Origin of the sequence: Desulfovibrio subterraneus, assembly GCF_013340285.1 — a bacterium.
Classification (GTDB): domain Bacteria; phylum Desulfobacterota; class Desulfovibrionia; order Desulfovibrionales; family Desulfovibrionaceae; genus Halodesulfovibrio; species Halodesulfovibrio subterraneus.
On sequence record NZ_BLVO01000013.1, the window covers coordinates 849,455 to 861,899 of the forward strand.

Sequence of the window (12,445 nt, forward strand, 5' to 3'; positions counted from 1 at the left end):
CTGATGTTGCCGTTGGGTGCGATATGTGTCTGTTCCACCTGTCTGCGTGTCCCGCGCATTGTGTGGACCGGCTATTCTTTCAAGCCGCAGGTCCCGGCATCTGGTGCCGGAGCCAGAATCACGCGCACATCCGCCACCCACGCTCCTGTGCTGTTGACAAGGACGGGATTGAATTCTGCCTCATGAATCTCCGGAAAATCAAGTGATAACTGTGACATGATCAAAAGAATGTCTTCAATGGCCGTGAAGTTGACGGATTCTTCGCCGCGCACCCCCTGCAGAAGCGGGAACGATTTGATTTCACGTATCATATCGTGTGCATCGCTCAGGGAAAGGGGAGCCAGCCTGCAGGAGATGTCTCTGAGCACTTCTACATAGATGCCTCCGAGTCCGAAAATGATCATGGGGCCGAACTGCGGGTCACGTTTGAAGCCGATAAGCACCTCTTTGGCATTGCGGGCTACCATGCCCTGCACAAGACAGCCCATTATGTAGGCGTCCTTGCGTTGGCGTTGCGCTCTGGAGGTAATGTCCAGAAAGGCTGCCTGCACCTCTTCCGGCGACTTGAGGTTGACCTTGACCCCCCCCACATCGCTTTTGTGCGAAATCTGCGGTGAGGCGATCTTGAGCACCACGGGAAAGCCTATCTGTTTTGCTGCGGCAATTGCCTCGTCGCTGGTGCGGCAGAGTCTGGTGTCCGGAATGGGTAGTTCGTAAGCCTTGAGAAGACCTTGTGCCTGAAATTCCACAATTTCCTGTGTGCCATCCGCCTGAGCCTTGCGAATTATTTCCCGCGCCTTGGTTATGTTGCGCCGGTAGCACACCTCCACCGGCATGGGCTGTACCTTCCATTCCCTGTAGCGGTTAAGGGCCTCTATGGCCTGAATGGCTGGTTCAGGAAAATCATAACAGGGTATGCCCGCCCGCACGAGTATTTCTCTGCCTTCCCTGACGGCTGGCCCGCCCATGAGGCAGGCAAATACCGGCTTGTTATGTTTGGCGACCACCTCGACAATGGCCCGCGCCACATCAGACACACCAGTGCGTGCAGTGGGGGAGACAAGAATAAGCAGCGAGTGCACCATCTCGTCTTTCAGGACGATATCTATGGCACCGGAAAATCTGTCCGCCTTGGCATCGCCAATGACATCCACGGGATTATAGAAGGCGGCAAAGGGAGGAAGGATGCCCTTGAGCGCATCAACCGTGCTTGCGGATAAAGGGGCCATGATCAGGCGGGACAGTTCTATGGCGTCGGCAGCCATGATGCCGGGGCCGCCGGAGTTGGTGACCACGCCTACATTGGGTCCGGCAGGCAGGGAAAGGCTTGAAAATGCCTGCGCAAGATTGAAAAGGTCCCGCAGGGCGCTCACCCGCATTATTCCCGTCTGGACAAAGGCCGCTTCATACGCCTGATCGGCACCTGCCATGGCACCGGTATGAGAAGAAGCAGCCTTGGCACCGGCGCCCGTTTTGCCCGACTTGATCATGATAACGGGCTTTTCGCGCGTGACATTCTGGGCGACCTGCAAAAAACGCTGGCCGCATTCCACGCCCTCCACATAGCCGATGATGACCCGCGTGTCGGGATCTTCCGCCAGATAGGCAAGGATGTCGGACTCGTCGAGAATGGCCTTGTTGCCGATGCTGATGAATTTTGAAAAACCGAGGCTCCGCTCCTGCGCCCAGTCAAGGATGGAAACGCACAGGGCGCCGGATTGCGAGAAAAAGGCGATGTTGCCGCGGGCAGGCTGGCCTACGGCAAATGTAGTATTGAGCCGTGCTCCGGTATTGATGAGGCCGAGACAGTTGGGGCCGAGCAGGGCTATGCCGTATTTTTCTGCCAGTTTTTTGACATTTTCTTCAAGGTACCATCCGTTGCCGCCAATTTCCTTGAATCCTGCAGTGATAACGACAATGGATTTGACACCTTTCTTGCCCAGTTCGTCTACAGCCCCGGCAACTTCTGCCGGGGGAATGCAGATTACGGCCAAATCGACTGAATCAGGCAGGTCGCGGATGTTGCGGACAACCCTGCAACCAAGTATAGTCTCCGACTTCGGGTTTACAGGATATATCCCACCAGCAAAACCTGCCTCCAGCAGGTTGGCTAATACCACGTTTCCAATTTTTCCGGTTGTGGCAGAGGCTCCGATAATGGCAACGTTTTCGGGGTTGAACAGGGCCGGGATGTTACGGTGATATGTCATGGGCCCCCACTTTGGAGAAAGGTGAAAATGCTTAACATTCTACAAGATTCTATCCACTATCGCTTCCGGCAAGTCAAGTTGCTGGAAACGGCGCTCACCCACAGCTCGCATGCTAACGAGCAGGGTGGCGATATTGAACATAACGAACGCTTTGAATTTCTTGGTGATGCGGTGCTGGAGCTGAGCGTTTCGGAGCGGCTGTTTGCCATGTTCCCGGGCGCACGGGAAGGACACCTGACCCGTATGCGGGCCAAGCTCGTGAGCAAGCCATCTCTGGCGGAGCTTGCCAAGGAATTAAAGCTTGATGCCTGTTTGCTGTTGGGCAAGGGGGAAGAGAGCCAGGGCGGAAGGGACAGGCATTCTCTGCTGAGCGATGCACTGGAAGCCGTCTTGGGGGCCGTGTTTCTGGATGGCGGATACGCCTCTGCGCTCGCAGTTGTAGACGTCCTTTTCGCCTCTCGCTGGCCGCAGGAGCCGGAAGGAGGCAAGAGCAAGGACTATAAAAGCAGATTGCAGGAACTTACACAGAAGTGCTTCAGAGAGCGCCCTGTGTATTCCCTGGCCGGCAGCAAAGGGCCGGAACATGAAAAAGTGTTCGAAGTCCTGCTTACATTACCCGACGGCCAAACTGTGACTGCAGACGGCCCGAGTGTTAAACGGGCTGAGCAGAGAGCCGCCGGACTGGCGCTTAAGCTGCTGGAACGTTCAATGGACCAATAGGTTTTTTGAAAAGGCCGGGGAGGGGGAGCTCCCCGGCCTTTTTCGTCTTTGGTCGCCTTGAACGATGTTCGACGCGCGGTGCTACTAACCGCCGATAAGCTTCATTGCCATCTGCGGCAGAGAGTTGGCCTGCGAGAGCATGGCCACTGCAGCCTGGGTCAGAATCTGGTTACGCACGAATTCCGTCATTTCGGTGGCTACGTCCACGTCGGAGATTCGGGATTCTGAAGCCTGCAGGTTTTCTGCCTGAATGGTAAGGTTCGATATCGTGTTCTCAAGGCGGTTTTGCAGGGCACCGAGAGAGGCACGGATCTTGTCCTTGGAAATAATTGCCTGGTCAATCGCATTCAGTGCCTGCTGTGCCGCGGACTGGGTGGAAATCGTGTACCCGCCGTGCGTTGCAAGCGTATTGTTGCCGATGCCAAGGGCAGATGCGGTGGAGATGCCGATCTGGATGTAGTAATAGTCTTCGGCTGAGTCGTTGCCCGTACCGAAGTGCACCTTGAGCTTGCCCGTGGCGTTCAGACCGCTGCCGTTATGCACATTGCCGGAAAGTGTACCGTTCAACAGGTGAATGCCGTTGAAGTCGGTGGCGTTGGCAATTCGGGTAATTTCCGATGCCATTGCCTGATATTCCGATTCGATCATGAGACGCTGGTCCGAGTTGTAGGTACCGGTGGCTGCCTGTTCCGCCAGTTCCTTCATTCTGATCAGTTTTTCGTCGATGATCTGCAGAGCGCCGTCGGCCGTCTGGATCATGGAGATCGCGTCGTTTGCGTTACGGATCCCCTGGTTCATTGTGGAAATATCTGCCCGCATAAGTTCGCGGATGGCCAGACCTGCTGCGTCGTCCGCTGCGGTTCCCACGCGCAGACCGGAAGACAGACGGCGCGTGGAATCTGACAGTCTGGTGTAACTTGCATTCAAGTTACGAGACGCGTTCATCGCCATAAGGTTGTGATTTATGACCAAAGACATGGTATAACCTCCTTGTTGTACTGTCTTGGACTTAGCAATGGCGATGCCAAATGATAAATTAATAGTTATTTCAGAGTGTTAAAAATGCATGAAATGCTGTTTTTGTGGGTTTGCGGCGCAGATGGTCAATATTTTCCGCCTGCTTGGGCGGATATTCGACGCAGGAAGGCCGGTGGGAAAAAGTGTTCATGCTGCCCTAAAGCAAATTTAATGTGAGCCGATAAGACGTATGTTAGGAGTTAGTCCCATTCCGGCATAGTGCCGGCTTTTCAACCGGGAGGAGTCGTCATGAGACTGCAAGAAATTGACAGCGGTCTGCTCCATACCTATGGCGAGCCCGGCCCTGTAAGAGGGGCGGACCCCGGAAGCAACGTTTATGCGACACCGATCGACAAGCAGGCTTCTCAGACACGCGTTGACGAAACCGGGAACGGGAGCAGTGACCAGAACACAGAACCTGCCAGTGAAAAAGACATACGGCAGGCAGCCGAAGAATTGCAGAAGCGCATGGAAGAACAAGGTGTACATCTGAAGTTCGAGGTTATGCACGCCGAAGACGGGCAGATAGAAGTGGAAGTTACAGATGAGGATCGCAGCAAGGTGCTCATGCGCATCCCTCCCAAAGGCGTCCTTCGCATAAATGCTCAGGGCAGGACTGCCATAGGGAATTTTCTCAATCTGCGTTCCTGACCGAAGAGATGTTTTGATAGTGCTTACAAAAGGCATGGTACAACCATGCCTTTTTTCGTGGTCTGTTATATCCGGTACAGGAATATGCGAAACAGGCAGCATTATAATGGAGTCAGTGAGAAACTGATATAGTATGGCACGGTGCAATACTGTTCCGTTCCATCAATGTTTCTTTTCGTCCAAGGAGAGGGGACTCCATGCTATCAAGAATGAGTCTGCGCGCAAAAATGCTGAGTGTGGCCGTGGCCGGGCCGTTGGTCGTTGCTGTCATTCTGTCGCTTCTCCGGGTTCAGGATATCCGGCAGGGAGCACAGGAAAGCGTTGTGGCTAAAAGTCGGGCCATTGTTCTCATGGCAGAGGCCGGACGGAATGAAATGTCCAAAAAACTTGAGATGCACCTCATAAAACCCTTTGCCGAGATCCCGCCGGACAAGGTGGTAGAGGCCGTACCGGTGATTACCGCCATAAACATGGCCAAGGTTAATGCAAAAGAGGCCGGCTACGAATTCCGCGTTCCCAAGAACAGCCCCCGTAATCCGGCCAATGCCCCCACGGAACTTGAAAAAGAAGTGCTGGAAAAGCTGGAACAGGGCAATCTGTCCGAGTACATCATTTATGGAAAGGATGAGATCCGGTATTTCCGCCCCATCCGTTTGACGGCAGAATGCCTATACTGCCACGGCGACCCCGTAGGGGAGAAGGATGTAACCGGAGGCATCAAGGAAGGGTGGCGCGCCGGGGAAGTGCATGGAGCTTTCGAGATCATCAGCTCTCTCGCAGAGGCAAATGCCAGAATTCGGGAGGCCCAATACAATGTGGCAGGCATTGCCGGGGGCGCATTGCTGGTAATAATTCTGCTTACATGGCTGATAATGAAGGCCAGCCTGCTTTCGCCGCTTGAAAAGATAAAGGTGTATGTTGCCTCGCTTGCCGGGGGGAATCTGGATTCCCATATACAGTATGATAATAAGGATGAGATGGGCGAACTGGTTGCCAGTTTGCGCGCCATGCTTGAAAAATTGCGCCATATCATCATGGAATCAAAGGAAATAGCGAGACAGGTTTCGATGGGGAGCAACGAGTTGGCCAGCGCGTCTGAATCGCTTGCAGAAGGTGCAAGCCGTCAGGCTTCTGCCGTGGAGGAGATATCATCCTCTGTTGAGCAGATGACCTCGAATATTGAACAGAACGCGCATAATGCCAAACGCACAGAGGAAATGGCTCTCAAGTCTGCTCACAATGCACGGGAAAGCGGGGCGGCCGTGAGCAAATCCGTTGGGGCCATGCGGGATATAGCGGAAAAGATACGCTTCATACAGGAAATCGCCAGACAGACGAACCTGCTGGCGTTAAACGCTGCCATAGAGGCGGCCCGTGCGGGTGAACACGGTGCAGGGTTTGCCGTGGTTGCCAGCGAGGTGCGAAAACTGGCGGAGCGCAGCAACCATGTGGCTGAAGAGATAAGCGAGCTTTCTGTCAGCAGTGTGGACATTGCCGACAAAGCAGGAAGAATGCTTGCCGAACTGCTGCCGGATATTGAAGCAACATCCAGCCTTGTTCAGGAAATTTCTGCCGCCTGTGCGGAGCAGCATCAGGGAGCTGAGCAGGTGAACAAGGGCATTCAGGCTCTGGACAGCGTGGTGCATCAGAATGCTGCGGCATCCGAAGAGATTGCCGGAACTTCCGCATCCCTTTCCCGTCAGTCGAAAGAACTGGATTCTTCCATGGCCTATTTCTCCGCACGACAGCGAATGGCGTTGCCGGAGTAACGTAGCGATCAAGGAAACCGCATTGAGCGGCCTGCCGGTGAGGCGGGCCGCTTTTTTGCTGCAGGATGAACGAAAATCCCGCCTCGGGTAAAGCGGGATTTTCGGGTGGCAGGCGGTTTCGGGGCCGCCTGCCGTATATGGTCGATCATTGTGCAGTCAGTATTAGCGCTTCATGCCTATGACTTCGTTCAGCATGGTGTCCGTGGTGGTGATGACCTTGGAGTTAGCCTGGAAGCCTCGCTGCGTGGTGATCATCTGAACGAATTCCTTGGCAAGGTCCACGTTGGATTGCTCAAGTGAGTTCGAATACACCGCGCCGAGCCCGTTGTTGTTGGCCGGTCCGGGGAGTGCTTCGCCCGAATCGCGGGTTGCGGAGAAGAGGTTGCCGCCTTCTCTGCGCAGGTTGTGCTCGCTCTGGAAGTCGTAGAGCGTGATCTGGTACAGGTCCAGAATGATGCCGTTCGAGTAGCGGCCGCGCATGATGCCGTCGCGGTCAACGGTAACGTTCTGGAGGAAGCCGAAGGTGTACCCATCCTGACTCTGCAGCAGGGTGGATGAAGCACCCGCAAAACTGGTGGTGGCCGAAGACTGGCGTTCAACATTGCTGCCGAGCGACATGAGGTTGCCGGCGTTGCTGCCAATGGTTGCCGCAGTCTGTCCTGCTCCGCCGTTGACGAGGCCAGCCGAAGTGCTCGTGTATTTGAGACCGAGGTTCAGTTCCATGAGCGAGCCGGTAACATTGGTCGACAGACCGGGGGTTACGAAGCTGGCGTTGGAAAGGCCTGAGAAGTTCGCAGTGAACAGCGGGTAGCCGTTTGTCGAATACGTGGTGGGTGCCCAGTTTGAAAGTTGTTTCAGGTCCGTACCGGCGTTGCTCTTGATGGTGTATGCGGACTGGTCCACAAGCTGCCCCGAGCTGTCGAAGGTAAGGGTACCTGTCATGAGCACACCTGCGGATGAGGTGGTGCTTACCTTGGTACCGTTGAAGACTCGTCCGTCTTCACCGGGTTCCACGGTTACCATGTATTCCCAGTAGCGCTTGCCGCTTGCTGCACCGGAAACGGTGTCTGCTGCAACCTGGTCAAAGTAGACCGTCAGGTTATGTGCGGTGCCACCTTCGTCATACACGCGCAGCGTGGACTGGTAGGCAAAACTGTTCTGGCCGATGGGCGGATTGTCCAGACCGTTCCACTGCGAGAACATCGCGAAGAACGGGTCAGCATCGTTGCTGGCCTTGTCGCCGCCGTCACGGGCATCAAGGTTGGTAATCATGGTGACGTTGGAAGTGTGCTTGGGTTCACACGTAAAGCCTTCCAGCCTGATGTCGGTGGGCACACCTGATCCCTTGATGGATGAAGACGTGCTTGTCACCTGCGTGGAAGATGTTGCCAGCGAGGGACGCGGCGTCTGAATCTGCCAGCCCTGCAGCACATAGCCGTGCGGGTCGACAAGATAGCCGTCCTTGTCGAAGCGGAAGTTGCCTGCGCGGGTGTAATAGACGCTTTCTTCGTCTTTCACTTTTACCTGAAAGAAGCCCTTGCCTCCGATTGCAAGGTCGGTTGCTTCAGTGGTGGTTTCAAACGCACCCTGGCTGAAGTCGCCGTAAATGGCTCCGATGGCAACGCCACGGCCGACCTGTGTGACACCGGCGGCGCTGTTGACATCCTGGTTGATGAAGTCCTCGAAGTCCATGCGACTGCCCTTGAACCCAACGGTGTTGACGTTCGCAATGTTGTTGCCGAGAACGTTCATTTTCTCGCCATGTGCCAGCAGGCCCGAAATTCCTGTCCACATGGATGCGGTAAGACTCATGATCGACCTCCTTACAAGGCACTGTGTGCCACAGTGTGCGGAACTATTCCGCACATCATTGTCAAGCTGTGTGCAGGCGGCTTAAGCCAGCTTTGCACTGGGTTAGGTTTTGTAAATCCGATTGCTATTCCTCGGACGAAGGTGTTTCATCCGTGGTAGGGATGGAAGAGTTATCAACAACTTCCTGAACGTCCGTAAATTTAACTATTCGGCCGTCGGCGAGGCGCAGGTACTGGTCTGTTCCGTCTCTCTGCACGCCTGCCACCTTGCCGCTCACTTCCGTGGAGATGAGAACCGGCTTTCCATCCAGCCCCTCGGCGTACATGGCGACCGAGTACACGCCGTCTGCCATTTCGGTTCCCTTGTAGTCCTTGCCGTCCCACTGATATTCGTAGTTGCCCGTCTGCTTGGTGCCGATGCTTTCGGTGCGGACAAGGTTCATATTCGGGTCGTAGATGTTGATGAAACCGTTGGCCACGGGCTCGGTAATGGTAAAATACAGGGAGCTGGTGCTATCGGCGGTCTTGGAGAGGCCGTACCCCTTGGCTCGCACGTCCTTGCCGATGAAGCTGACCGCACTGATCATTTCCTGGCGGGAGGTGGAATCGTTCATTTCCTTGATGCCGCCGGAAATATTGGTGAGCTGTTCAAGGCTGGAGAATTCAGAGAGCTGGGAAACAAATTCCTTGTCGTCCATGGGGTTCATGGGGTCCTGATGGGAGAGCTGAGCAACCAGCAGGGTAAGGAAGTCTTCCTTGCCCAGATCGGACTTGCCGCGAACCTGCAGCTGCCCGAATTCCTGTTCGGCTTTGCCAAGTATGCTGCCATCTACTGCCGTTGCCATGGGAAACCTCTCTTATGCGATAAGATCCACACCCTGACGGGTGGAATGTTTTGCCGTTTCCCCGGTATTGTGCATTTCCTGGGCCAAAGCCGTATTGTCTGCTCTGAGGTTGTGTAACCGCCTCTGATTCAAGAATTTTTGTCTCAGTTCCTGCTGCGCGTTATGCTCTGTGGAGCCTTGCCAGGAAGACATGTCCTGCTGGTTTTGCAGCCCGGTCTGCACCTCGATGTTGTCCACCTTCAGGCCCTGGTTTTCCAGAGAAGTCTTGAGCTGGTGCAACTGGTCATTGATCGCCTTGGCAGCTTCCGCGCTTTCGGGTCTGATAAGCGCATTCACTTCATGGTTCTTGACGGAAAGAATGACCGTGATCTTGCCGAGATCTTCAGGAGTGAGTTGCAGGGTCAGCTGCTTTGCACCGTTCTGCATGGTGCGGAGCATGCCGCTTTCAACCTGTTCGAAAACCTGTCTTTCTGCCGTTCTGGCTGCAGCCGTACGTAAACCGTTGGCAGCTGCGGCGTTCTGGTCGATCACGGTCTGCCCGTTGGTAGAAGGAGCAGAGTTGATTTCAAGGCGCTCAAGCAGGGACTTCAGGGCATCTTTTTGCTTGTCCCTGCTCTTGTTCTGCATGGTGTCGTCTGAGAGCGTGTCGTTGAAACGGCCAAACTGGCGAGACTCTGCGCTCTGCTGCTTGTCGGTTGCCGGATGAACAGCGTTCTTGTTGTCTGTTTGTTTCACGGACTCGGCGTTTTTTTCCTGCATGGCAGCATTGCGTGCTTCGCGGGTCACTTCCTTGTTCCCCGCAGAACCTGCCGTTACGGTTGATAAACCGTTGGCTTCGGCTGTCGCACTATCCTTGATAAGAACCGACGATGCCGCGGTTTCCTTGGAAGCACGCATATCGGCAGCATTGAATCTGCCGGAGCGCTCCCATGCCTCTTCCATGGCGGGAGCAAGCGCATCGTGCAAGCTGGTAACACGCTCTTCGGCCGCGTTGCGCTTGGCAGTAATGCTATTGGAAATTTCTGAGAGCAGAGCCTTCAGGCCCTTTGTGTCTACGGTAAGACCTTCCTGCCCTGCAAAGAGCTGCTTCATGCGGCTTATGCCGGATTCGTCCAGCTGGAGAGCCTTGCCTATGTTGGCAAGTTCTTCCTGGCTGATGTCGAGGGTGGTTCCTTCGGGCATGGAAGCTATTTTGTTGAGGACACTGTTCCACGCCTTGGAAAGATTGCCGCTCTGCGCGGTATCCAGCAGGCTGCCGGATTCTTCAGGCGTGAAGCCAAGCTTTTGCAGAAAGACGGATGCGCCGTTGCGGGTGGCATCATCAAGCTTGAAAGCGGCCGTTTCCTGTCCGGTGAAGGCACCGTTTTCGGCCAGAGAGTGCAGCAGGCTGCTCCACGTGAGAGAACCTTCAGAGGCCGACGTTTCAAGCTCATCAAGCGTCTTGTCGTCAACGCCGAGGTTGGAGAGTTTGGTCTTGAGGCTGTGATAGGTGTGCACGTCGATCTTGCCGTCGCGCAGACCGTTTATGCCATCTTCCTTGCCGCCGGTGCCGAGAAGGCGGTTGCGGATCTTGTCTGCCTGCGCATTGCTGCCGGCGAGTGAAAGCGCGTTGGAAGCAGTCTTGAGCGAGCTTTGCCCCATGCTGGCCGTATTTTTCAGAATGCCTTCAAAAGACGAAGCGGAGGCACCGGCTGCCTTCGTCTGCGCCTTGATCCCGTTTGAAGGGGATGATTCTGAAAATAGTACGGGAAAGAATTGCATGGAAGACTCCTTTGGACCTCCCAAAGCGAAAAGCGTTCCAAAACTTTCAGTTGTTAAAATACAGATGGTTATGTGTCGCAGGTAAAGGCTTGAGAGGGGAATGTGTTGCCTGGCTCGGCAAAGGTTTCCCCTTTTGGGGGAGGCTGGGGGAAAGCAGGGAACAGAATACAGGAGCTCTGTTGCCGTTATATGTGCAATGTTTGCCCTGCAAGGGGGAGAAAGCGGAGCAGAAGGGGGAAAGGGGGTTAGCCGGCGGCTAGGCCCAGAAGTCGTTCAATCATGGAGAGTGCGTCAGCATGCGCTGCGCCTGAAAATTCCTGATTGAAGAGTGCAAGCTGCATGTAGCCCGTGAGCGGGCGTATGAAGAGAGGATGTTGTTTCCAGTAGTCGGGAGCGGCGGCAGGGGAGGATTTGCCCTTAATGGCCGGAAGCAGGTCTCTGCTTATGCCGAGCAGCTGCTTCTTCAGAACAGGAACGAGCTGCGGAGAGACCGAGTTGAGCATCCTGAATGCAGTCTCGGCATCATGAGAGGCAGTCACCCCAAACTCACTGGCGAAAAACGCCTTCCAGAAAAGGGCAAGCCGGTGTCTGGGGGAGGTAATTTCCGTGCCGTCCGCATGGCGCAGGCTGTACAGTCCGTCCGCTCCGCGCGTGGTTGTATACAGCCTCTGCCCTGCAGGCGTTACGGAAATATCTTCAGTACCATCCTTTTTGGAAAGCGCGTGCGTAAGGGCCGCCACACGTTCCATGGAAAATGTCTTGTGGCAGAGAAAGGATGGGTGCTTGCACTGCCAGCAGCCGTTACAGCTGATGCTGGAACGCAGAACATGATGCCCCGGCTGGTAAGGGCCGGTTTCCCATGGGTGCACATAACCCATGGAGAGGTTGAGCGTGGGGGTGCCTGTCCATGCCGCAACGTGCATGGGGCCTGTATCCGGCGTTATGAGGCAGCGGAGCGTTCTGATGAGGGTCGAGAATTCGGAAAGGGAAAACCTGCCGCACAGGTTCAGTGCTGCCGTACCTGTTTTGTGGGCCACGGCACTTCCGAGCGGCATGTCGGCCTTGCCGCCCAGCAGAACCGGCTTCATGCCGCGCTTGAGCAGGGCGGTCACCAGAGATGACCATGCCTCAACGGTTGGGCGCTTTGCCGGATCGCTGGCACCGAGAAACACGCCCACTTTGGTCGCATCAGTCCGGTCCGTTTCCGGGTCCGGCCAGCGGGATGATCTGATGAGAGCGGCAGGAACCGTATCCAGCCCGTTCAGGTCTGCCCAGTGAAAGAGGTTGTGCCTGTTGTTATGGACAAGGCTGGCTCTGTACAGTTGCCATTTGCCGTGAATATAGGTGGTTCCGGCGGCAGTGGTTGCCGGACCCGCAAGATGTTCGCAGTGCAGCGCGCCGGCAAGGGCGGCAGCTTCCGGCCTGTGGCTCAGGTTGATGACGAGGCTGTACTCTTCCTTTGCGAGCAGGGGGGCAGCCTCCCGCGGGAAATAGGTCACATGCGGGCTCAGCGGCATGAGGCCTTCAAAGAAGGTCCGTTCCGCCACTACCCATATGGGGTGGCCGGGGTATTGGTGCTGCAGCCAGAGCAGAAGGGGAAAGGTGAGAACCAGATCCCCCATGCGCTGCATTTGAAGAACAAGAATGGGCTTTGCGCTCAT

9 protein-coding genes are annotated in these 12,445 nt (G+C 55.4%); 3 read left to right on the forward strand and 6 right to left on the reverse strand.

The genetic code is table 11. From position 1 onward, the window contains the following. Window positions 1–71: 71 nt before the first annotated feature. Window positions 72–2,210, reverse strand: coding sequence for an acetate--CoA ligase alpha subunit (acs, locus tag HUV30_RS10615; RefSeq protein WP_174405400.1), 2,139 nt, complete (start codon window positions 2,208–2,210; stop codon window positions 72–74). Between the two features lie 27 nt (window positions 2,211–2,237). On the opposite strand from acs, the gene rnc reads away from it, so the two are divergent. Continuing rightward, window positions 2,238–2,930 (forward strand): ribonuclease III, encoded by a 693-nt coding sequence (gene rnc / locus HUV30_RS10620; RefSeq protein WP_174405401.1) that lies wholly within the window; start codon window positions 2,238–2,240, stop codon window positions 2,928–2,930. Between the two features lie 84 nt (window positions 2,931–3,014). Here the strand turns inward: rnc and HUV30_RS10625 are convergent, their stop codons facing one another. Then, window positions 3,015–3,908 (reverse strand): flagellin N-terminal helical domain-containing protein, encoded by an 894-nt coding sequence (locus HUV30_RS10625; protein WP_174405402.1) that lies wholly within the window; start codon window positions 3,906–3,908, stop codon window positions 3,015–3,017. 288 nt (window positions 3,909–4,196) lie between these two features. On the opposite strand from HUV30_RS10625, the gene HUV30_RS10630 reads away from it, so the two are divergent. Continuing rightward, entirely contained in the window at window positions 4,197–4,598 is a 402-nt protein-coding gene (locus HUV30_RS10630; RefSeq protein ID WP_174405403.1) for a flagellar protein FlaG, read from the forward strand. Between the two features lie 197 nt (window positions 4,599–4,795). Further along, window positions 4,796–6,367 (forward strand): methyl-accepting chemotaxis protein, encoded by a 1,572-nt coding sequence (locus HUV30_RS10635; protein ID WP_174405404.1) that lies wholly within the window; start codon window positions 4,796–4,798, stop codon window positions 6,365–6,367. Window positions 6,368–6,529: 162 nt separating this feature from the next. On the opposite strand, the gene HUV30_RS10640 is transcribed toward HUV30_RS10635, so the two are convergent. From HUV30_RS10640 to HUV30_RS10655, 4 genes are all read right to left on the reverse strand, one after another. Continuing rightward, on the reverse strand, window positions 6,530–8,179 hold the full coding sequence (locus tag HUV30_RS10640) for a flagellar hook protein FlgE (protein WP_174405405.1): 1,650 nt from the start codon (window positions 8,177–8,179) through the stop codon (window positions 6,530–6,532). 124 nt (window positions 8,180–8,303) lie between these two features. Then, window positions 8,304–9,023 (reverse strand): flagellar hook assembly protein FlgD, encoded by a 720-nt coding sequence (locus HUV30_RS10645; RefSeq protein ID WP_174405406.1) that lies wholly within the window; start codon window positions 9,021–9,023, stop codon window positions 8,304–8,306. A gap of 12 nt (window positions 9,024–9,035) precedes the next feature. Beyond that, complete coding sequence (locus HUV30_RS10650; protein ID WP_174405407.1) at window positions 9,036–10,784, reverse strand: flagellar hook-length control protein FliK; 1,749 nt, start codon at window positions 10,782–10,784, stop codon at window positions 9,036–9,038. Between the two features lie 245 nt (window positions 10,785–11,029). Further along, window positions 11,030–12,445 (reverse strand): glycosyltransferase family 9 protein, encoded by a 1,416-nt coding sequence (locus HUV30_RS10655; protein WP_174405408.1) that lies wholly within the window; start codon window positions 12,443–12,445, stop codon window positions 11,030–11,032.

Excerpts from the sequence above, each read along its gene's own strand:
- HUV30_RS10650 (WP_174405407.1), bottom strand. The coding sequence starts at position 10,784 with ATGCAATTCTTTCCCGTACTATTTTCAGAATCATCCCCTTCAAACGGG.
- HUV30_RS10635 (WP_174405404.1), top strand. The coding sequence starts at position 4,796 with ATGCTATCAAGAATGAGTCTGCGCGCAAAAATGCTGAGTGTGGCCGTG.
- HUV30_RS10640 (WP_174405405.1), bottom strand. The coding sequence starts at position 8,179 with ATGAGTCTTACCGCATCCATGTGGACAGGAATTTCGGGCCTGCTGGCA.
- acs (WP_174405400.1), bottom strand. The coding sequence starts at position 2,210 with ATGACATATCACCGTAACATCCCGGCCCTGTTCAACCCCGAAAACGTT.
- HUV30_RS10655 (WP_174405408.1), bottom strand. The coding sequence starts at position 12,445 with ATGAGCGCAAAGCCCATTCTTGTTCTTCAAATGCAGCGCATGGGGGAT.
- HUV30_RS10645 (WP_174405406.1), bottom strand. The coding sequence starts at position 9,023 with ATGGCAACGGCAGTAGATGGCAGCATACTTGGCAAAGCCGAACAGGAA.
- rnc (WP_174405401.1), top strand. The coding sequence starts at position 2,238 with ATGCTTAACATTCTACAAGATTCTATCCACTATCGCTTCCGGCAAGTC.
- HUV30_RS10630 (WP_174405403.1), top strand. The coding sequence starts at position 4,197 with ATGAGACTGCAAGAAATTGACAGCGGTCTGCTCCATACCTATGGCGAG.
- HUV30_RS10625 (WP_174405402.1), bottom strand. The coding sequence starts at position 3,908 with ATGTCTTTGGTCATAAATCACAACCTTATGGCGATGAACGCGTCTCGT.